This is a genomic window from Kordia sp. E, from assembly GCF_056033805.1.
In genome coordinates this window covers 441,279-461,116 of the sequence record NZ_JBRASR010000004.1, presented here as the reverse complement: position 1 = coordinate 461,116, position 19,838 = coordinate 441,279, and the positions used below count along the sequence as shown (strand labels likewise).

The 19,838-nt window shown below is 32.3% G+C and carries 20 protein-coding genes; 10 read left to right on the top strand and 10 right to left on the bottom strand.

Annotated elements, in window-relative coordinates; genetic code table 11:
- Window positions 1-83: 83 nt before the first annotated feature.
- From rplS to ACUUYC_RS21550, 4 genes are all read right to left on the bottom strand, one after another.
- A complete protein-coding gene (gene rplS, locus ACUUYC_RS21565; RefSeq protein ID WP_474269297.1) occupies window positions 84-437 on the bottom strand; it encodes a 50S ribosomal protein L19 in 354 nt (117 codons plus the stop codon).
- Window positions 438-648: 211 nt separating this feature from the next.
- Window positions 649-1,326: a tRNA (guanosine(37)-N1)-methyltransferase TrmD gene (gene trmD / locus ACUUYC_RS21560; protein WP_474269295.1), complete on the bottom strand. Its 678-nt coding sequence runs from the start codon at window positions 1,324-1,326 to the stop codon at window positions 649-651.
- A gap of 12 nt (window positions 1,327-1,338) precedes the next feature.
- Window positions 1,339-1,938 carry a tRNA (guanine-N1)-methyltransferase gene (locus tag ACUUYC_RS21555; protein ID WP_474269293.1) on the bottom strand — a complete coding sequence of 200 codons (600 nt, stop codon included), beginning with the start codon at window positions 1,936-1,938 and terminating at the stop codon, window positions 1,339-1,341.
- Between the two features lie 140 nt (window positions 1,939-2,078).
- The gene (locus ACUUYC_RS21550) at window positions 2,079-3,527 is read right to left on the bottom strand and encodes a glyceraldehyde-3-phosphate dehydrogenase (RefSeq protein WP_474269291.1); all 1,449 of its coding nucleotides are present in this window, start codon (window positions 3,525-3,527) and stop codon (window positions 2,079-2,081) included.
- Window positions 3,528-3,735: 208 nt separating this feature from the next.
- Here ACUUYC_RS21550 and ACUUYC_RS21545 point away from each other — a divergent pair, with 208 nt between their 5' ends.
- On the top strand, window positions 3,736-3,975 hold the full coding sequence (locus tag ACUUYC_RS21545) for a hypothetical protein (RefSeq protein WP_474269290.1): 240 nt from the start codon (window positions 3,736-3,738) through the stop codon (window positions 3,973-3,975).
- Window positions 3,976-4,053: 78 nt separating this feature from the next.
- Here ACUUYC_RS21545 and ACUUYC_RS21540 read toward each other — a convergent pair whose 3' ends face one another.
- A complete protein-coding gene (locus ACUUYC_RS21540) occupies window positions 4,054-5,475 on the bottom strand; it encodes a S1C family serine protease (RefSeq protein WP_474269288.1) in 1,422 nt (473 codons plus the stop codon).
- 302 nt (window positions 5,476-5,777) lie between these two features.
- Here ACUUYC_RS21540 and dapF point away from each other — a divergent pair, with 302 nt between their 5' ends.
- From dapF to ACUUYC_RS21515, 5 genes are all read left to right on the top strand, one after another.
- Complete coding sequence (gene dapF / locus ACUUYC_RS21535; protein WP_474269286.1) at window positions 5,778-6,557, top strand: diaminopimelate epimerase; 780 nt, start codon at window positions 5,778-5,780, stop codon at window positions 6,555-6,557.
- Window positions 6,551-7,075, top strand: coding sequence for a GNAT family N-acetyltransferase (locus ACUUYC_RS21530; RefSeq protein WP_474269284.1), 525 nt, complete (start codon window positions 6,551-6,553; stop codon window positions 7,073-7,075). The genes dapF and ACUUYC_RS21530 overlap by 7 nt, the downstream gene beginning before the upstream one ends.
- Window positions 7,072-7,656: an endolytic transglycosylase MltG gene (locus ACUUYC_RS21525; RefSeq protein ID WP_474269282.1), complete on the top strand. Its 585-nt coding sequence runs from the start codon at window positions 7,072-7,074 to the stop codon at window positions 7,654-7,656. The genes ACUUYC_RS21530 and ACUUYC_RS21525 overlap by 4 nt, the downstream gene beginning before the upstream one ends.
- 3 nt (window positions 7,657-7,659) lie before the next feature.
- Window positions 7,660-8,568 (top strand): DUF2279 domain-containing protein, encoded by a 909-nt coding sequence (locus tag ACUUYC_RS21520; RefSeq protein ID WP_474269281.1) that lies wholly within the window; start codon window positions 7,660-7,662, stop codon window positions 8,566-8,568.
- 109 nt (window positions 8,569-8,677) lie between these two features.
- The gene (locus ACUUYC_RS21515; protein ID WP_474269279.1) at window positions 8,678-9,316 is read left to right on the top strand and encodes a hypothetical protein; all 639 of its coding nucleotides are present in this window, start codon (window positions 8,678-8,680) and stop codon (window positions 9,314-9,316) included.
- An 85-nt stretch (window positions 9,317-9,401) separates the two neighbouring features.
- Here ACUUYC_RS21515 and ACUUYC_RS21510 read toward each other — a convergent pair whose 3' ends face one another.
- The 5 genes from ACUUYC_RS21510 to dnaA form a co-directional block, all read right to left on the bottom strand.
- Window positions 9,402-13,115: a M4 family metallopeptidase gene (locus tag ACUUYC_RS21510; RefSeq protein WP_474269277.1), complete on the bottom strand. Its 3,714-nt coding sequence runs from the start codon at window positions 13,113-13,115 to the stop codon at window positions 9,402-9,404.
- Window positions 13,116-13,356: 241 nt separating this feature from the next.
- On the bottom strand, window positions 13,357-14,070 hold the full coding sequence (locus ACUUYC_RS21505) for an SAM-dependent methyltransferase (protein ID WP_474269275.1): 714 nt from the start codon (window positions 14,068-14,070) through the stop codon (window positions 13,357-13,359).
- Window positions 14,071-14,097: 27 nt separating this feature from the next.
- Window positions 14,098-15,486 (bottom strand): PQQ-dependent sugar dehydrogenase, encoded by a 1,389-nt coding sequence (locus ACUUYC_RS21500; protein WP_474269273.1) that lies wholly within the window; start codon window positions 15,484-15,486, stop codon window positions 14,098-14,100.
- Window positions 15,487-15,550: 64 nt separating this feature from the next.
- Window positions 15,551-16,009, bottom strand: coding sequence for a low molecular weight protein-tyrosine-phosphatase (locus tag ACUUYC_RS21495; RefSeq protein ID WP_474269271.1), 459 nt, complete (start codon window positions 16,007-16,009; stop codon window positions 15,551-15,553).
- Window positions 16,010-16,018: 9 nt separating this feature from the next.
- Window positions 16,019-17,446: a chromosomal replication initiator protein DnaA gene (dnaA, locus tag ACUUYC_RS21490; protein ID WP_474269269.1), complete on the bottom strand. Its 1,428-nt coding sequence runs from the start codon at window positions 17,444-17,446 to the stop codon at window positions 16,019-16,021.
- A 204-nt stretch (window positions 17,447-17,650) separates the two neighbouring features.
- Between dnaA and ACUUYC_RS21485 the strand changes: the two genes are divergently transcribed.
- From ACUUYC_RS21485 to ACUUYC_RS21470, 4 genes are all read left to right on the top strand, one after another.
- Window positions 17,651-18,064, top strand: coding sequence for an acyl-CoA thioesterase (locus ACUUYC_RS21485; protein WP_474269267.1), 414 nt, complete (start codon window positions 17,651-17,653; stop codon window positions 18,062-18,064).
- A 123-nt stretch (window positions 18,065-18,187) separates the two neighbouring features.
- Entirely contained in the window at window positions 18,188-18,679 is a 492-nt protein-coding gene (locus ACUUYC_RS21480) for a glycine-rich domain-containing protein (protein WP_474269265.1), read from the top strand.
- Window positions 18,679-19,515, top strand: coding sequence for a hypothetical protein (locus ACUUYC_RS21475; protein WP_474269263.1), 837 nt, complete (start codon window positions 18,679-18,681; stop codon window positions 19,513-19,515). The genes ACUUYC_RS21480 and ACUUYC_RS21475 overlap by 1 nt, the downstream gene beginning before the upstream one ends.
- Before the next feature lie 68 nt (window positions 19,516-19,583).
- Entirely contained in the window at window positions 19,584-19,742 is a 159-nt protein-coding gene (locus tag ACUUYC_RS21470) for a hypothetical protein (protein ID WP_474269261.1), read from the top strand.
- Window positions 19,743-19,838 lie beyond the last annotated feature (96 nt).

Below are 19,838 nucleotides of genomic sequence, written 5' to 3'. Positions count from 1 at the left end.
CTTAGTTTATTAACAATTGTTCATAACGAAAAAAGTCCTGCAAATTTTGCAGGACTTTTTTATTGTATGTTATTAAAGAGATTCTATTTGAATCTTCTTTCTTTAATTCTTGCTTTCTTACCAGTAAGACCTCTAAAGTAAAAGATACGTGCTCTACGAACTTTACCTCTTTTGTTTACTTCAACTCTTTGAAGTGCTGGTAAATTAACTGGGAAAATACGTTCAACACCAACTGTACCAGACATTTTTCTGATTGTAAATGTTTCAGTAGTTCCTGAACCTCTACGTTGAATTACAACTCCTCTAAAGAACTGTGTACGTGTTTTTTCACCTTCACGGATTTCATAATAAACTGTAATAGTATCTCCTGCTGCAAATTCAGGGAAATCTTTTGTTGTTACAAATTCGTCTTGTACAAATTTAATTAAAGCTTCCATTTTAAACTTTTTATAAATATTAATTCAAACCAACATTCACGTCTATCGCCAGAGGTTAATCCAAAATTGAGTGCAAAAATAAGTATTTTTTTTGAATGTTAAATGCTAAATCTTGAATTTTAAATGAAAAAAGCATTTCTTTTAAGAGTTAAGAGTTAAGAGTTAAGAGTTAAGAGTTAAGAGTTAAGAGTTAAGAGCTAAGCGAACCTTATTAATCATCCAGTAAATCTGGTCGCAATGTCTTTGTGCGTTCGTACGCTTGTTCTTCACGCCAAGTTTCTATTTTTGGGAAATTTCCAGAAAGTAATACTTCAGGAACTTCCCAATCATTATATTTTGCAGGTCTTGTGTATACAGGTGGCGCTAGTAAGTTATCTTGAAACGAATCGGTTAGGGCAGAAGTTTCATTTCCTAAAACACCAGGAATCAATCTTATAATAGAATCACACAATACTGCCGCGCCCAATTCTCCTCCAGAAAGTACATAATCTCCAATAGAAATTTCTCTTGTAATAAAATGATCGCGAACACGCTGATCAACACCTTTATAATGTCCGCAAAGAATCATAATGTTTCCTTTTAGCGAAAGTTCATTGGCAATTCCTTGGTTTAAAGTTGTTCCATCTGGTGTCATGTATATGATTTCATCATAGTCACGCTCAGATTTTAAATCAGAAATACATTTATCAATCGGAGCAATCATCATTACCATTCCTGCTCCACCGCCAAACTGATAATCATCAATAGATTTGTAATTGTCCGTTGCATATTCACGTAAGTTGTGAAAATGAATTTCAACAATGCCTTTATCAATTGAACGCTTCATAATAGATGCTTCAAAAGGACTTCTCATTAAATCAGGAACTACAGAAATGATATCTATACGCATCGTTATAGGAAATTAGCTTTTGTTCTTATTGATTTCGTCTTGCAATTTTCTACGAACTTGCTGTTCGCGTTCTAATGCACGCTTGCGATGTTCTTCAAATTCTTGCTCAGTTTCTGCTAATTTAGCGTTAGCTTGTTTTGTAATTGTATTGCTCGATTTGAATCTGTATGCAAAAAATAACCACAGAATAGCTAAGACACCAATAATTCCCCACATTAATGTTTGGTAAGAACCTTTACTGAGTTGCATTCCAAGTAGTGATATGCTGTCTTTTTCCGTGTTTAAATCTGTAATTTTTTGATTTACAGTAGCTAAATCAGTTTTTAATTTTTCAATTTCAGTCTGTTGTGTAGCAACTTTGGCAACTTCTGTTGTGTAATCTTTGCGAATTGCATTGATAGAATCTGCAACGTTTTTTTGCATTTTTTCAATCCAAACACGTTTTACAACTTTGTAATTTTTGTATTTGTTAGAATTTTTAAGAATGAACTCAAATTGCTCAGCAATTGGACCTTCTTTTAATTTTAAGTTTGCATTTTTAGCTACATTTTGTGCGCTAACTAGGACAGAAAAACATAGCAATATTGCTGTAAATAATTGTTTCACTTTCATGGTCTTTCAGGTTAAGAATAACAGTTGTCAAATAAACGAAGATATTTTTATTTATTGTGTGAAATTTAAAGAGAGTTATTAACTAAAAAAAGAGTCTCCAATTTAGAGACTCTTTTTATATATAATTTATAGTCTTTCTATTAATAATACGTATAACGTCTTACTTTAGAAATATACTTAGCTAAACGCATTACTTGGTGTGAGTATCCATATTCGTTATCATACCATACATATAGAATGATATTTTTTCCACCTTCACGAACAATTGTTGCTTTACTATCAAAAATTGACGGTGCAGAAGAACCAACAATATCAGAAGATACCAACTCGTCATTCAATTCATATTTAATCTGCTCTACCAAATTACCTTCTAAAGCATATTTCTTAAAGATAGTATTAACACTTTCTAAAGAAGTAGCGTTTTCAACCTCTAAGTTTAAAATTGCTAATGAACCGTTTGGTACAGGAACTCTAATAGCATTTGAAGTTAATTTACCTTCTAATGATGGTAATGCTTTTGATACTGCTTTTCCAGCACCTGTTTCTGTAATTACCATATTTAATGCAGCAGCTCTACCACGACGGTATTTGTTGTGCATGTTATCTACTAAGTTCTGATCGTTGGTATATGCGTGAATTGTTTCTAAGTGTCCGTGACTTAACCCGAAAGAATCTTCTACAACTTTTAAAACAGGAGTAATTGCATTTGTAGTACATGAAGCAGCTGACCAAACATTTACTTCATCTGGGTTGTGTTCTGCATGGTTTACACCATATACAATATTTGGAACACCTTTTCCTGGCGCTGTTAATAATACTTTATCAGCTCCATTTGGTACTAAATGTCTTTCTAAAGCTTCTTTGTCTCTAAAAGCTCCAGTATTGTCAATAATTAGCGCATCGTTAATTCCATATGCTGTATAGTCAATTTCTTCAGGTCCGTTAGCCGAAATGATATGAACAGTAGTTCCATTGATGATTAATGCTGAATTTTCAACATCTATACCAACAGTTCCAGGAAAATCCCCGTGAACAGAATCGTTGCGTAATAATGAAGCTCTTTTTTCTAAAACTGTCTTGTCAACTTTTCCACGAGTTACAATCGCGCGTAAGCGTAATTGATTTCCGCGACCTGTACGTGTCATTAATTCTCTGGCTAATAAACGTCCAATACGACCAAAACCATATAATACTACATCTTTTGGTGTAATTCCATTAGATTTTTTAGCATCTTTTAATTTGTCGACTACAAATGAAGTTGCGTTTGCATACTGATTGTCTTCTAAGTGATATTCGTACGTTAATTTACCAATATCAATTTTAGATGGTGGCAAATCAATCTTAGCAATTGCTTGAGCAATTTCTACCGTATCAAAAATAGAAATAGGTTTTTGTACAAATTGACCTGCATATTCGTGTAAATTTAAAATTTCACTAACATTTCTGTCAATTAATTGATTTCTAAAAAGAACAAGCTCAATTGATTTATCATACCATAAATCGCTAACATTCTTAATAAATTCAACAGTAGCACGTCTTCTATCTGCTTGAAAAGTTAGTTCCTTTTCGTAAGTTTCATTAAAACTCATAGTCTTAAAATTTGTGTAGTTGTGTTTACAATTTTGCGCAAAAGTATACAATTTCAAACGTTTTCGTAAACAAAAGAAAAACTTTTTTTAACACGCTTCATTGGGTAACGATTTTAGTCTAAGGAAACTATATGATGAAAGCTTTCATTATAAAGGTGGAATCTGAAAAACCTAATAGTAAATAGAGTAGGAAAAAATTAATTTAATTATGAAAAAAAAGAAATTTTCTAAAGAGTTGCGTTTGGCGAAAAAACAAATTGCGCCTTTAAATTCGTCAATTATCCATGGAGGAAGACCTCCAAAAACATATGATTGTAGAACGCAGTACACATTGTATTTTAAGTGTTCGGATGTAAACTGCTACACAGAAGTATTTTGTTATCACACTGAAACTTGTCAAGTGCCTGTAACAGGACTTGGTTGTGAAACATCACCTCCAAATTGTTAATAATTAATTAGTAATAAAAAAACCATCAGAATATATATAATGTTCTGATGGTTTCCTGACATATAGAGATGGCACTTTTTATCGGAAGATAAAACGCTCGTATTGTCCTTCTGGGTTTATAAAGGCAAGGATTCTAATTTGACTTTCGCCATATGAATTGATAAAATCTTGTAATTCTTGCGCAGACTTTACTTTTTGCTTGTTCACTTCTATTAAAATATAACCTGGCGTAATCCCTAGTTCTTGATACAATTGTTGATTGTTATTTCTAGTAACCTTTAATCCTGATGATATTTTAAATTTTTTAGCTTCTTCTTTGCTTAATTCTTCTAATTGCATTTTCATTAAGTTCACGCTAACAACTGCTTCTTCTTTCTTTAATTCTACAGGAAATGTTTTATAAGCATCATCACGCAAAACAGTAACATCAATAACATCACCTGGACGCTTTGAACTTAAATATCCTGATAAATCAGAAAACTTTGAAACTTTTACATCATCTAACTTCTGAATAATATCTCCGCTTTCAATTCCTGCTTCCGATGCGCCTGAATTTTCATCAACGTCTAAAACATAGACACCATTAACTTCATTTAAATTATTTTCTATGGCTTGTTTAGAATTTTTTCTTAATGGGTAAATTCCCAATAATCCTTTCTGAACATCACCATATTCTAATAAATCACTCACAATTTTTTGAGCTATATTACTTGGTACAGCAAATGAATATCCAATATAAGAACCTGTTTGTGATGTGATTGCAGTATTGATTCCAATCAATTCACCATTTGTGTTTACCAACGCACCACCAGAGTTCCCTGGATTTACAGCCGCATCAGTCTGAATAAATGATTGTCTTAAATTATCACCTTCGTTTAAATCTCTTCCTTTAGCGCTAATAATTCCGGCAGTAACAGTAGAAGTAAGGTTGAAAGGATTTCCGACAGCTAAAACCCACTCGCCAATTTTTGCACTATCTGAATCTCCAAAAGAGATATAAGGTAATGCTTCATCAGCTTCAATCTTTAATAAAGCAATATCCATTGAAGGATCAGTTCCAATCACTTTTGCGATGTAATTTTTATTATTGTTTAGCGTAACTTGAATTTCATTCGATCCTTTAATCACATGGTTATTGGTAACAATATGTCCATCAGGCGTAATAATTACACCAGAACCTGTACCAATTTGAGTTTGTTTTTGTCCGCCACCATTATATAAATCCCAGATACTTCTTGGAGCAATCTTGGTGATTTTGTTTTTAACGTGTACAACGGCATGTACTGTTTTTTCAGCAGCTTCGGTAAAATCAATTCCTGCATTCACCGCATTTGTTGTTGGTGTAGGATTGTTTACAAAATTTGTTGGAATGTATGATGATTGTTCTAAAACAGAAGCTTGTTCAACTTTTTCAGGGGTTTCCGAAAAGAATTTATAAGCTCCAATACTAATAACGCCGCCTAAAATAGATACGAATAGTAAACTTGCAAATTTTTTCATTTTTAAAAAATATTTAATTCTTGTTAGTAATTTAAACTGTATCACATTAATGCATTAATGTGTTGTTTATATGATCTTTGTCTTTGTTTAACACTTAAAATTACATATTTATTGTAGGCATACTTTAACTTTAACGACACTTTAACTCAATTTTAGTACCTCTGTTAAAATCAACTTAAAATCATTATTTGAGGTATTTTGTCGAATAATACGAATTCATGTAGTATTGTGACTTCTTGGACTAGTTCCTTTGCAATTTCCTCTCTTTTATTTTGTACTTTTGTCGCTATCAAATGAAAGAAATGCAACTCTCTTTTTACAAATATCAAGGAACTGGAAATGATTTTGTCTTACTAGACAATCGTGAATTACTATTTCCTAAAAACGACACAAAACTTGTAAACCATTTATGTGATCGAAAATTTGGCATTGGTGCTGACGGATTAATTTTGTTAGAGCATGATGCTGAACATGATTTTAAAATGGTGTATTACAATGCAGACGGAAATGAAAGTACCATGTGTGGAAACGGTGGACGTTGTATCGTGGCTTTCGCGAATTTTCTCGGTGTGATCAAAAATGAAACTACATTCATGGCAATTGATGGAAAGCATTATGCAACAATCTCCAATGATATTGTGGATTTGCAAATGCAGGATGTTTCTAACATAGAAAAGCATGAAACATATGTGTTTTTAGATACAGGTTCACCACATCATGTACAATTTAAAGAAAATATTGAACAATTTGATATCAAAAAAGAAGGAGCTGCAATTCGGTATGGTTCGCCATATTTTGAAGAAGGATCTAATGTCAATTTTGTCAAAAAAATATCAGATTCAGAATTCAGAGTTCGAACGTATGAAAGAGGTGTAGAAGATGAGACACTTTCCTGTGGAACTGGTGTAACGGCTGTTGCGCTAGCAATGCATTCGCTAAACGAAACAACTGCTAATGAAATTACATTACAAGTAGAAGGTGGAACGCTGAATGTATCGTTTCAAAATGAAGCAACTTCGTATACAAAGATCTTTCTAAAAGGAAAAGCAATACAAGTATTTAAAGGAGAAATTACATGCTAACACTTACAGGTGAAAAATTATATCTAAGAGCTTTAGAGCCTGAAGATTTAGACTTTATCTATGAAATAGAAAATGATGAATCTATCTGGGAAATTAGCGCAACGCAAACACCATATTCACGATTTTTGATAAAGCAATATTTAGAAAATGCACATCAAGATATTTATGAAGCCAAACAATTGCGTTTGGTAATGGTAAGTAATAAAAAAGAATCGATTGGTTTAATAGATCTTTTTGAATTTGATCCTAAAAACAAACGTGTTGGTGTTGGTTTGTTGATCGCGAAAAATGAACACAGGCATAAAGGATACGGACAAGAAGCGTTGCAATTGGTATGTAAATTTGCGTTTAAACATTTAAACGTACATCAAATATTTGCAAACATTGGAGAAGAAAATCTGGCAAGTATCAAGCTATTTGAAAGTTTAGATTTTATAAAAATTGGCGTCAAGCGCGATTGGACTTATATAAATGGTGAGTATAAAAATGAAATCCTCTATCAAAAAATAATTGAATGAGTTACATCAAAAAAATATTAGTAGCTATTGCTGTATTAGGATTGGTATTTTGTGGAATAAAAGTATATGGTATTGTTCAGGTTTTTTCAGGTTCTAATACTGCATTTAATAATGAAGAAGCATACATATACATTCCGACAGAAACGAGTACATTTAGTCTAAAAGATGAACTTTCTGCACTTTTAAAAGATGAAGAATCCTTTAAAACAGTAGCTGCCAAGTTAGGATATCAAGCGAAAGCTGGAAAATATACCATTAAAAAAGGGATGTCTAACTTAGAAATTGTTCGGACATTAAAAGAAGAAAGCGATTTGGTAAAAATTACGCTTCCTCCAAGTCGTAGATTCCCTTTACCTTTAATAAGGGATATTGCGAAAGATATTTCTATGGAAATAGAAGCTTCCGAAAAGGAAATACATGAAGTAATGATAGATACACTATATCCGAAAGAAAAAGGATATAAACTTGCAGAATTAGTAGATATATATGACGCCAATACTTACACAGTTCCTTGGAATACTTCTGCGGAAGAATTTAGAGCTATTTTGTATAAATCCTATGAAAAAAGAAAGAAGCAATAATTGATGAAATCATTCCTGAAATTACTTTTCATTCTCTGTTTTGTAAATACAGTAAGTGCGCAATTAACGCCTCCAAGTTTTTGGGTAGCTTCTGATACATTGCACAAACCAAGGCGAAATTTTGTTGCTATTACGGAAACTTCATTGGCAGCGATTGCACTAGTTGGTTTAGACAGGATTTGGTATGCAGATTTTCCACGATCATCTTTTCATTTCATAAATGATACTGATGAATGGTTGCAAATGGACAAAGCTGGTCATGTATTTACATCGTACTATGTTGGTCAAATTGGTGCTGATGTACTGCAATGGAGCGGTGTTTCAAGGAAAAATCAGCTTATTTATGGAGCAACGCTCGGATTCGGCTTTTTAACAGCTGTAGAAGTCATGGACGGCTTTTCTGCTGAATGGGGAGCTTCTTGGGGAGATGTGGCTGCAAACGGCTTAGGAACAGGTTTATATGTAGGACAAGAATTATTGTGGGAAGAACAACGTGTCAAATTAAAGTATTCATTTCATACAACTCGCTTTGCAGAAATTCGTCCAAATAAGTTGGGAAAAAGTTTTTCAGAACAACTCCTAAAAGATTATAATGGGCAAACTTATTGGCTGAGTGCAAATGTGTATTCGTTCTTCAAACAAAGTAAAATTCCGAAATGGTTTAACGTCGCTTTTGGTTACGGAGCCGAAGGTTTAGTTGCTGGAACTATTGAAACTCAACGCGAAATTTTGCCAAATCAGCAACGATATCGACAATTTTACCTCAGTATTGATATCGATTTAACAAAAATAGAGACAAATTCTAAGTTTCTAAAAACAGTCTTCAACACCTTAAACTTCATTAAAATACCTGCTCCAACATTGGAAATCAATAGCTTAGGTAAAGTGAAGTTGCACGGAATCTACTTTTAAGAATATTTTAACATAATAATCCTTGTATTAAAAAATAATGTGTATATTTGCACGCTGAAATTTTAAGCTTAATTCATTGAATTAGTAAGTCTTAAATAAATCAAATTTTATGGGGGAAAGAGCAATAAAATTTTCAATTTTAATAGCTGTTTTAACATTTGTAAGTTTAGGTTTCACTTCGAAAAAAGAAGCCAACGTTCTTAGAAATAACATTGAAAAAAATAACGAATCATCTAGCATAGTTACAGTGCTACCACTAGATGAAGCTACAAGCAAAGAAGCTCCAATTCCGTATACAGGAAATCAATATTTGGGGTTCAAAGAAGCTGTAGCATTTAAAGAATCACAAGGAAATTATTTCGTGGTAAATACCTTAGGTTATCTTGGAAAGTATCAATTTGGGAGAGGAACATTAGAAATGATCGGAATTTATAATCCGCAAGCATTCTTACACAACCCAAAACTACAAGAAAAAGCCTTTGAAGCAAACGCCTCAAGAAATAAGTGGATTCTTAGAAGAGACATTAAACGCTCAGTTGGTAAAAGAATCAACGGTGTACTTGTAACAGAGTCAGGAATTTTGGCTGCTGCACATTTAGCCGGACCAGGAAGCGTAAAGAAGTATTTAAGAAGTGGCGGGAAACAAGGATTTGCCGATGCTTATGGCTCAACAGTAAAATATTATATGAAGCGTTTCGCTGGATATGATGTTTCATCTATCAAAGCCAACAAAAAAGCTAGAGTATAGTCTACTCAAAGTTTAGTTAAAAGTAAAACCTCAGTATTGGAAACATGCTGAGGTTTTTTTTGTTTAACATATTGATTATAGAAAACTATTTTTTGATAAATTTTTTGACTTGCTTTAAGTTTTCTGATTGTACTTCTATAAAATAAAAACCATTCGATAAATCATTAATATTTAGTTGAAATTCTGATTGTAAATTTGAAGGTATTGTTGAAAACAACAATCTACCTTTAACATCGAAAACAGTAAGCTTATTAATTATAGAACTACTTTTAATTGTAAGTTTATCTTTTGCTGGATTAGGGTAAATTAGTAAGTGATCTTTTTCAAATGAATCATCATCTATACTAAGATTATATTCACAATCTTCATTTAAAACTGTTATTGTATGAGATATGCTAGTAGTACAGCCATTATAATCTGTAAGTAATAAATCTACAGGTATATTCCCTAAAGAACTCCATGTGATATTTACATTTTGGGCACCTTGATTCTGGATTGTTCCTCCTCCGTTTGGTAATGTCCATTGATAATTTGCAAACCCTACTGGCGCAATGATAGTTGTATTATTTTCGCAAGTTGTGTCTGGAGCTAATAATTCTAATCCTGTAGTATCTAAACCTATATTTACATCTTTTGTTACTGTTATGGCTTGTCCTTCTACAACAGAAGTTAAAGAAACAGTGTGCGTTCCGTTATTTAAAAATGTATGTACTGGATTTTGTTCTGTACTTGTATTGCCATCTCCAAAGTCCCAATCATAATAAGGCTTGCATCCTGGAGAGTTAAAACTTATAGTATTACAACTGTTTAAACCAAAATGGAAATCTAATGGAACAATGTTTGCTTTTTCCGCCTTCATAAAGCTAGGAAAACGAATAGTCAAGTAAGGACTATTTGGGACCCGATACGCTTTAGGGTTGAAATCAATTTCATTTGTGATTTGTTTCAAATTTGGTTTATTGATAACTGCAATGTACTTTTCAGGGCCTCTATAACTGACATATACTTTTCCATCTGGTCCTGCCTGTATATCCATGCCACTATTTGTGGTATTAGTAAAAATAGGAACTCCGGAATTAGGAATATCATCACTTAAAACATCATATTGCATAAGTGTACTTGGAAATTCTCTGAGGTATAAAAAACGAGAGTTAGGACTAAAACCTGCAAAAACAGCTTCATGTTGATTGTATGGGATATCTGCAATGAAAGAAATAATACCATTCTCTCTATTGAAACGGAGTAATTTATTTTTTGTAGATATATAATTTCCGTCTGGCGACACGATAATAGCTCTGGAGCCTGTATCAAAATTAGAAGGAGTGTACGTATGGGAAAATGTGAGATCTCCTTGTACATTCATACTATAATCTAGTTTGTAAACGAGCATTTTATTATGAGAACCAAAACTATTTGCAACAATCCAAAAAATATTTTCATTACATGAAGGTATGGCGGTCACAGCCTCACCTAATCTTACGCTTCCGTCTGATGCGTAGGAAACACCTGAGTTAGGAATAGTAATAGGAGTTACAGGCATTGTTAACGTAACAGGCGAAGTAGATTCATCTATAATAAATCTGTAAAAACCTAAACCGTCTTCATTTGCATTTGCAACGAATACATTTACCAAATTCCCAGAAGGATTAGGAATGGTTACTCCTAATTGATAAGAACTTTGTCTTAATGGAGGTAATTCAGCAATAGATGAATGATCGTTAGCATTAAAAAGGTGTGAATCTTGGTCTCCATTATCTAAGGTAGCAATATAAAATTTCAAATTTCCTTGATCGTCCGAATAGCAAATAGTAGATTCAAAACTTGTATTTGGATACGATATCATAGTTGCTATTCCTGAAGAAAAGTCAAATCCAAAAGAATTAGAAATATACCAAGTATTTTCCCTTCCTTGTATAGGTAGACAATCAGTAGCATAAATTTCAATCTCATCAGTTGCAATTTCTCCGCTTGGGTACGTATTTATTAAGGTTACTGTATGAAAACCTTCAGATGTAAAAATTAATGTATTTGATGTTTGTGCTGCTCCATCATCAATACTCCAAGTTGTTGTTGCATTTGGACTACTTGAAAAACTAAAAATTACAGGAGCGTTCGTGCAGTATTGAGTGACTGTAACATTATCAATTTTTGCAAGTAAAGAACAGTTTTCGTTTAATACGCCTATACCAACTGCTTCCCAAGCGTTCATGACTTCTTGTGTTATTGTACAATTAAAATTTAACCCAGAAACAAAAATAGTTGCTTCTCTCCATTGTTCATAATTAGAAGTATTCTGAAGGTATTGATAGGCTTCTAAAACAATTTGAAAAGCATTATTTATTCCTATAGGGTTTACAGTAAACGAATCACCATTATCATTAATTCCAGTACCACCATTAGCTAATAAATAAAACCAGTAATTACCTAAGCTGCTATTTGTATGTACGCCTCCATTGTCGGGACCATTTGTGCTTGCCCAAAAATCTCCTTGATAAGTGTCTGGGTTGTTGTTAGCATTTGGGTTAGACATATCTCGTAAACCTGTTCCATTTAAATCTGACAAAACCCATTCATTCAGCATTAAACCATTATAATTGGGAGAAGTATTCACAAAGTTTTCTACTGCAGCAGCAATAATATCAGAATAAGACTCGTTTATGGCGCCAGATTCTGCATAATACTGTAAACCACCTCCGTAAGTTTCTGTTAAAGCATGTCCTATTTCATGTGCAATAACGTCTAGTGTAGCTACTGGACCAGGTAAAAGATTGCCTCCTCCAGCTCCATAAGTTAAAAAGACACCATTCCAAAAGGCGTTATTTTTTGAATTATAGTTGTCTCCATAGTTTACATAACTCACAATACTTTCCCCTTCATTATCAAAGCTTTGTATTCCATAATTAGACAAGAAATCATACACAACTTGACTGCCCCAATGTACATCTAAGGCATCTTGTGAATTAATATCATTCCAATCTAAAAATGAACTTGTTGGAATTTGAGCCACAGCATAATCAATACTATTATTTGGTAATACATATGTTTCAATATTCCTGGCAGTATCAGTTAACTCATAGTTTCCAGATGTAGGTTCATCAAAATCAATATTTTGTGTGTTGTGATAGATTGTAGTACAGCTTCCTGTTGTGTGTGTAGTAATATCTATTTTGTTTAAAATTTCGCCAGAATTAGCGTCTGTATAAACAATATATCTTCCTTGAGGTTGTAAGGATTGAATTTCAACTTTATATGTTAAAATATAAGTTTCACCATACTTATAATAAACTAAATTAGGATTTGGTTTTTCTAAAAGAGTTGTATTTATGTTACTTTTCTTTAGTTGTTTAGTTAAAGTAGGATCTTCCCAAATGTATTTTTTGGCATTAACATTTCTCAATGCAATATCTAGTACTTTAGATTTGTCAATCTTTGATTTGTTTGAGATTAAATTAACTTGCTTTAAACTTCCATTAGCCGCAATTAAAAAACCATTTTTACTATGAAAAGAATAATATGCACCTTCTATAGGAATACCTAAATGATATTGTTGCATTTTAATATGTAATATTCCTGAGTTACCCTGCTTTATAGATAAAGTTTTTAACTCATCATCAAATCCTAATTTACCTTTTTCTTTGAGTTCTTTTATAATGAAATCTTGTGTGACTTTGTCTTTTTCTGAAAATGGAGTAAAATCCGATTGAGAAAAAGAAGGTGTTATAAAAGAGAATAAAAAAATAAAAATGATGAAATTTTTATTAAAAAAAACTAAATAGAAGTGGTTTAATATTGAAAGCATAAAATTAAGTTTTAGCAAAATGTAAGTTATAGCTTTTTTTTGTGTAAAAAAATTACAACATTATTTTCCTGTAGAACTTATAGAAATCAACTCGAATTCAAAACGTTACATCTAACGATAGTAAAAAATATTTTTGAAAAGCAAATGAGGTGTTTCAAAACAAAAAAACCTCAGTATGGAAACATGCTGAGGTTTTTTTTATCTATATACAAAAAGCAAAGCGCTCTAATATCTAGCAGCGTTAGCGGTCTAAAATAAACATTGTTGGTCTCTTATGAAGATTCACAGAAGTTTTCTTCCATTCGTTAATGGTCATAGTTCTAATATATTCTGTTGAAAGTGTAATATCGCATGCAATGCATAAACGTGTATTTCCAGAAAGTGTAGCAGTTAAATCTGCTAATAATTTATCGTTTCTGTATGGAGTTTCAATAAATGCCTGAGATTGTTGAAAATCGCCAGCACGTTTTTCTAATTGTTTAATAGCGCGTTTGCGTTCGTGACTATCAATTGGTAAATATCCGTTGAATGCAAAATTTTGCCCATTCATTCCAGAAGCCATCATTGCCATTAAAATAGAAGAAGGTCCAACTAGTGGAACTACTCGAATTCCTTTTTCATGTGCAATCTTTACAATTTCCGCACCTGGATCAGCAACACCAGGACAACCAGCTTCCGAAAGTAGTCCAACATTTTTTCCTTGAAAACAAGCTTCTAAAAATGAAGGTAATTCCTGATCTTGTGTATATTTATTTAATACATGAAGCTCTAACAAAGGTTGTGCTTTGTTTGGTGTAATTTTTTTTATAAAACGACGTGCTGTTTTTTCGTTTTCAACAATGTAATGATTTGTAGTTTCAATGATTTTCTTTACAGATAACGGTAAAACTTCTAGCGGTTCGTTATCGCCTAAAGTTGTTGGAATTAAATATAAAATTCCGTTTGATGATTGCATAGGTGAGGAGTTTGATTGCAAATAAAACTAATTTTTAATTAATTTATGATATGCACTTGCATCATTATTTGAAATAATTTCCACAATATAGATTCCTTTGCTAAGTTGATCCGTCATAATTTTTTGATTCTCAGTCGAAATATTTGTTGTTGAAACTAACTTTCCGCTAAAGGAATACACTAGAACTTCTTTAATTTGTGAAGCTGCATTTTGATTGTTAATTTGAAAAAACTCATTTGCAGGATTTGGATAGATTTGATAATTATTTGAAAGTGAATTTTCATCAACACCTAAAGTGGTATCAATTATTTTATAAATAATTCCGTTTGATAAACCTGCAGCGTATAATTCTTTACTTGAATCTTCGCCAAAAGTTGCAATATTTCCAGAAAATGGACCATTCATAGTCATTGTCCAGGAATTTCCTGCAGGAGTTAATGTTCCAACTTCATTGGTGCAGTAATCTGCAAAAAAGTATAATCCTTGTAAGTCAGGATACATAGAGCCTCTATAGCGATAACCACCAGTAATAGAGCATCTAAAAGGATTTCCACCGTAATTATATTCGCTAACTGGAAATGTAATTGTAGACATAGCTGGACAACCAGAAGTGTTAAATGTGCTATTTCCTTCATAGCATCTCCAACCAAAGTTATAGCCAGCATCTACAATAGGAACATTGTTGATTTCTTCTTTATTGTTTTGTCCAACATCACCAATCCATAATTCGCCATTATCACTATCAAAGGATATTTTCCAAGGGTTTCTAAGTCCATATGACCAAATTTCATCTAAACCAGCAGGATTTCCAACAAATGGATTTGTTGCAGGAACTGTGTAGCCTGTAGCGCCACTTACGTTAATTCGTAGAATCTTCCCTAAGTGTGATTGTAAATTTTGTGCATAATTGTCTGGATCTCCACCGCTTCCGCCATCACCTAAAGCAATATATAAATAACCATCGTTTCCGAAAGCTAATGAACCACCATTATGATTTGTGTAGGGTTGTGTAACTGTTAGTAGAATTTCTTCAGAAGTATCGTCAGCAACATCTGGATTTGCAGAAGTAGTAAACCGTGCAATAACTGTGTTACCGCTGTTGTTGATATAATTTACATAAAATCGACTGTTGGTTGCATAATTTGGATCGAAAGCCAAACCGAGTAAACCTTGTTCGTTTCCACTAGAGCGCACGCGTGCATCTATATCTAAAAATGGAGTCGGATTTGTAATTCCTCCTGAACTTACAATCTTGATAACACCATCTTGTTCAACAATAAATAATCGTGAATCGTTGGCGTGTTTGATGTCAACTGGTCTTGAGAATCCTGTTGCAAATGATTGTAGGGATACATCTTGAGAAAATAATAATATAGGGGAAAGTAGGACGAGTAATACGTAGTTTCTTAGTTTCATAGTAAATGTAGGTTGCTTTTTTTCTAGTAAGATACAAAAAAATGGCAGACACTAATTACTTTTACTATTTGCTAAGGTTTGTTGCGAAAATAGTGCAGGCTTCGTCTAACATTTGATATACATTTTCAAAACCTTGATCACCACCGTAATACGGATCAGGAACTTCTGCATTAGAATTTGGGGAAATTTGATTTAAAATCATGTGAACTTTTGCACGATCTTCTTTCGTTTCCGCTAGACGGAGAATGTTATCATAATTTGATTGATCCATCGCAAAGATGAAATCAAACGTTTGAAAATCGTTTCTAACAAACTTTCTCGAACGTTGGTAGGTAATGTCTATTCCGTGTTGTTTTGCTGTTGTAATTGACCTTCTATCAGGAAGTTCGCCAACATGATATCCTGCGGTTCCTGCAGAATCAACTTCAAATTTTGTTGGATCGAGTTTAGAAGCTAAAATTCCTTCCGCTAAAGGAGAACGACAAATATTCCCTAAGCAAACCATTAAAATTTTAGTTTTCATGAAGTGTAATTATAACGAAAGTTTCTTTGTTAAGTCTTCAACATACTTTCTAAACTGCTTATCGGTAGAGGATAAGTTGTCTACTGTTTTACAAGCATGAAGTACAGTTGCGTGATCACGTTTTCCAATTTGCGAGCCAATACTTGCAAGTGATGCTTTTGTAAATTTCTTTGCAAAAAACATTGCTAACTGTCTAGCTTGTACAATATGACGCTTACGTGTTTTTGATTGCAATGTAGAAACATCCATTTGGAAATAATCTGAAACCACTTTTTGAATGTAATCGATAGAAACTTCGCGTTTTGTATTCTTTACGAATTTTTCAACAACTTGTTTTGCTAATTCAATCGTAACTTCTTTCTTGTTGAAAGACGATTGTGCGATTAACGAAATGATTGCACCTTCTAATTCACGTACATTCGATTTAATGTTCTTTGCAACATATTCTACAATATCATCAGGCATTTGTACACCATCACGATACAATTTGTTTTTTACAATAGAAACACGTGTTTCAAAATCAGGTGTTTGTAACTCTGCAGAAAGTCCCCATTTGAAGCGAGATAATAAGCGTTGCTCAATGTCTTGCATGTCTACAGGAGCTTTGTCAGATGTTAAAATCACTTGTTTTCCATTTTGGTGTAAGTGATTGAATATGTGGAAAAATACATCTTGTGTACCAGATTTTCCAGAGAAGAATTGTACATCGTCAATAATTAATACATCGATCAATTGATAGAAATGTATAAAATCGTTACGAGTATTCTTCTTTACAGATTCTATATATTGTTGTGTAAATTTCTCAGCAGAGATATACAAAACAGTTTTTTCAGGGTACTTATCTTTAATTTCAACACCAATTGCATGTGCAATGTGTGTTTTTCCTAATCCAACACCACCAAAAATTAATAACGGATTGAAGGAAGTTCCTCCAGGTTTATTGGCAACAGCCATTCCTGCAGATCTAGCCAAACGGTTAGAATCACCTTCAAGGAAATTATCAAAATTATAATTAGGATTTAACTGAGATTCAATCTTTACATTTCTGATACCAGGAATGATAAACGGATTTTTCAGTTCAGGACTTTTATTTTTAATAGGAACATTAATTTCTTGTGCTCTTACGCCGCTACGGTTTGAACTTGGAATTTTTTCTGTGAATGGTTTTTTATTTCCATAGGTATTTTCCATTTTAATGATATATACCAAACGTGCAGTATTTCCTAACTCTTTTACTAAAGCAACCTTCAACAACTTAACATAATGCTCTTCTAGCCACTCGTAAAAAAACTTACTAGGAACTTGAATGCTTAATGCTTTATTTGTTAACTTTACAGGCTTTATAGGCTCAAACCAAGTTTTATATGCTTGTGGCTGAATGTTGTCCTTTATAAAAGACAGACAATTATCCCATACTGATTGCGCAGTTACACTCATTTATTACTGTTAAATTGTTATTCTTTAGGTTAGGAAAAAGAGAAAATTCGGGGTTTTCTCCTTATGTTTTTTAGCGTGAACAAATATGTGAAAAAAAAAGTGAAAAAAAAACTCGTACGCTATTGAATTTCTTAAATTTTTTTCGCATGCCTATAAACAATTTCTTTACAATTCATTAACATTATTAAATTTAGATATAAAACTTTGAGAAGTCACGAAATAAAAACAAGAATTCGCTACGGCGAAACTGACCAAATGGGCGTTGTTTATCACGCTAACTATGTGCAATTCATTGAAATGGGGAGAACTGAGTGGTTACGTGCCTTAGGAATTTCATATAAAGAAATGGAAGCCGCAGGTGTGATGCTTCCTGTTATTTCTATTCAGATTAATTATAAAAAGTCGGCTTATTATGATGATGTACTGACAGTTAGAACGACACTTAAAAAATTGCCTTCTGTTAAGATTGAATTTGAGTTTGAAATTTTTAATGAAAGTAAGGAAATTATTACACAAGGAAGCACCATTTTGGCATTTATTAACATGAAGACCAAAAGACCGATGAAATGTCCTGAGCATTTAATCGAAAAATTATCGACGATTGACTTTTCTGAATAAAACTTTTAAGAATTATTTTTTTAGAAAGTCACTTCTGTAACATTAATTTTAAAAAAGATACAAATAGATTGAGCAACAGTTGAAATAATTAAAATTTCACTTAATATTATTACGAATATATTCATGACAGAAGAACAACTAATATTATGGGACAAAATTCGAAATTTTGAAATCGATGATATAGATTCTTCTTTTACATTTACTGATCGACTAGCAAGAGAAAACAATTGGTCTTTGGAATATTCTTTAAGGGCAGTACATGAGTATAAAAAGTTTCTATTTCTAATTGTAATTTCAGATTTTCCACAAACACCTTCTGATCAAGTAGATCAAATTTGGCATCTTCATTTATTATACACACAATCGTATTGGGTAGATTTTTGTCAAAATACAATTCATAAATCAATTCATCATGGACCAACTAAAGGTTCAGAAGAAAAACCGCTATTTAAAGAACAATATATAAAGACGCTCGATTTTTATGAATCTATTTTTTTAAAAAAACCTCCAAAAGATATTTGGATTGATGTTGATACACGATTTAAAGAAATTCACTTTACTAGAGTTAATAAGCACAGAAACTGGATCATTCCTAAATTACTATTTAAAAAATAATGAAGTTACTTTCAAGAATAACACCTGCAGAAACTCTACTTATCAGAGATTGTGGTTCAGTACAATTAAAGAGTTTATTAAAATTTACTTTTATGGACTTGCTTCTTAAAAAAGTGATTAAAATAGTAGAAGTAGACAAACAACCACATCCAAGAGATGAAGTTCGTACGTATACTTATATTGAGTCAGGCAAAAATTTTAGTATATATAAACCAAAAAATCATGAGTTAATCTTCATAAGCCCTTTTGTAAAAGAAGAATCTATACAAATATTATTTAAACATTTTGTGAAAATGATATATGACACTTCTGGAGGGAAAAAAAGTTATAGAGAAAGTATAAAAGGTACTAAAGAGTTAAAGAGCTATTTTAATCAGTCGTTCTTTATCGATCTATTTCGATTGATTAAATTAACTGAAGATGGGAAAAAGATTAAACAAGAAATTGATACATATTTACAAGCAGTAGATAAGGATATTAATGATTTATTAGAAAATGATCAGAAAAAAGCATTAGAACTATTAATCATTATCGGTGGAAATATATTCTTATTACGAAATATAAATTTTGATCTACTTAAACAGATAGATAAAGAGCTCGTAAGGCAACAAAAAGTATTATATGCTGATGGTGACAATTACGATGATAGCGTATTCTTTTATACAGATTTTTATGAAGATGATTATTTGTTTGATAATGAGTTTGATGACTATGATTCTTTCGACTCGTTTTTTTATGATACGATAGATTCTTTCGATTCTGAATTTGACGCATCAAGTTGTTCGTCATGCGATAGCGGATGTAGTAGTTGCGGAGGCTGTGGAGGTTGTGATTAAAGTGTAATTCCATTTTTCTATATAATAAGTGCTATATTTAGGTATTATTAACCTTTAAAACATATATCATGAAAAGTATCAAAAATTTAAGAAAAGAAGAATTGCCTACAGCAAAGCTACATAGAATTTGTGGTGGAGAGTCTACAGAAACAACAACTACAAGCAATACTAAGATTGTAAATGTTGGTAATTCAATTGTAGACGATTTAAACGGATTAATCAGATAATTTATACAAAATGAAAAACATTGAAAATTTCAAAGAGAAAGAATGCAGCCAAGAAATAACTATACAAGACTTGTCTCAAATTTGTGGAGGTCAGAC

Coding starts and splice junctions, on each gene's coding strand:
- rplS (WP_474269297.1), bottom strand. CDS start 437: ATGGAAGCTTTAATTAAATTTGTACAAGACGAATTTGTAACAACAAAA.
- ACUUYC_RS21510 (WP_474269277.1), bottom strand. CDS start 13,115: ATGCTTTCAATATTAAACCACTTCTATTTAGTTTTTTTTAATAAAAAT.
- ACUUYC_RS21540 (WP_474269288.1), bottom strand. CDS start 5,475: ATGAAAAAATTTGCAAGTTTACTATTCGTATCTATTTTAGGCGGCGTT.
- ACUUYC_RS21495 (WP_474269271.1), bottom strand. CDS start 16,009: ATGAAAACTAAAATTTTAATGGTTTGCTTAGGGAATATTTGTCGTTCT.
- ACUUYC_RS21470 (WP_474269261.1), top strand. CDS start 19,584: ATGAAAAGTATCAAAAATTTAAGAAAAGAAGAATTGCCTACAGCAAAG.
- ACUUYC_RS21515 (WP_474269279.1), top strand. CDS start 8,678: ATGGGGGAAAGAGCAATAAAATTTTCAATTTTAATAGCTGTTTTAACA.
- ACUUYC_RS21530 (WP_474269284.1), top strand. CDS start 6,551: ATGCTAACACTTACAGGTGAAAAATTATATCTAAGAGCTTTAGAGCCT.
- ACUUYC_RS21505 (WP_474269275.1), bottom strand. CDS start 14,070: ATGCAATCATCAAACGGAATTTTATATTTAATTCCAACAACTTTAGGC.
- dapF (WP_474269286.1), top strand. CDS start 5,778: ATGCAACTCTCTTTTTACAAATATCAAGGAACTGGAAATGATTTTGTC.
- trmD (WP_474269295.1), bottom strand. CDS start 1,326: ATGCGTATAGATATCATTTCTGTAGTTCCTGATTTAATGAGAAGTCCT.
- ACUUYC_RS21525 (WP_474269282.1), top strand. CDS start 7,072: ATGAGTTACATCAAAAAAATATTAGTAGCTATTGCTGTATTAGGATTG.
- ACUUYC_RS21555 (WP_474269293.1), bottom strand. CDS start 1,938: ATGAAAGTGAAACAATTATTTACAGCAATATTGCTATGTTTTTCTGTC.
- ACUUYC_RS21545 (WP_474269290.1), top strand. CDS start 3,736: ATGAAAAAAAAGAAATTTTCTAAAGAGTTGCGTTTGGCGAAAAAACAA.
- ACUUYC_RS21520 (WP_474269281.1), top strand. CDS start 7,660: ATGAAATCATTCCTGAAATTACTTTTCATTCTCTGTTTTGTAAATACA.
- ACUUYC_RS21480 (WP_474269265.1), top strand. CDS start 18,188: ATGACAGAAGAACAACTAATATTATGGGACAAAATTCGAAATTTTGAA.
- ACUUYC_RS21475 (WP_474269263.1), top strand. CDS start 18,679: ATGAAGTTACTTTCAAGAATAACACCTGCAGAAACTCTACTTATCAGA.
- dnaA (WP_474269269.1), bottom strand. CDS start 17,446: ATGAGTGTAACTGCGCAATCAGTATGGGATAATTGTCTGTCTTTTATA.
- ACUUYC_RS21550 (WP_474269291.1), bottom strand. CDS start 3,527: ATGAGTTTTAATGAAACTTACGAAAAGGAACTAACTTTTCAAGCAGAT.
- ACUUYC_RS21500 (WP_474269273.1), bottom strand. CDS start 15,486: ATGAAACTAAGAAACTACGTATTACTCGTCCTACTTTCCCCTATATTA.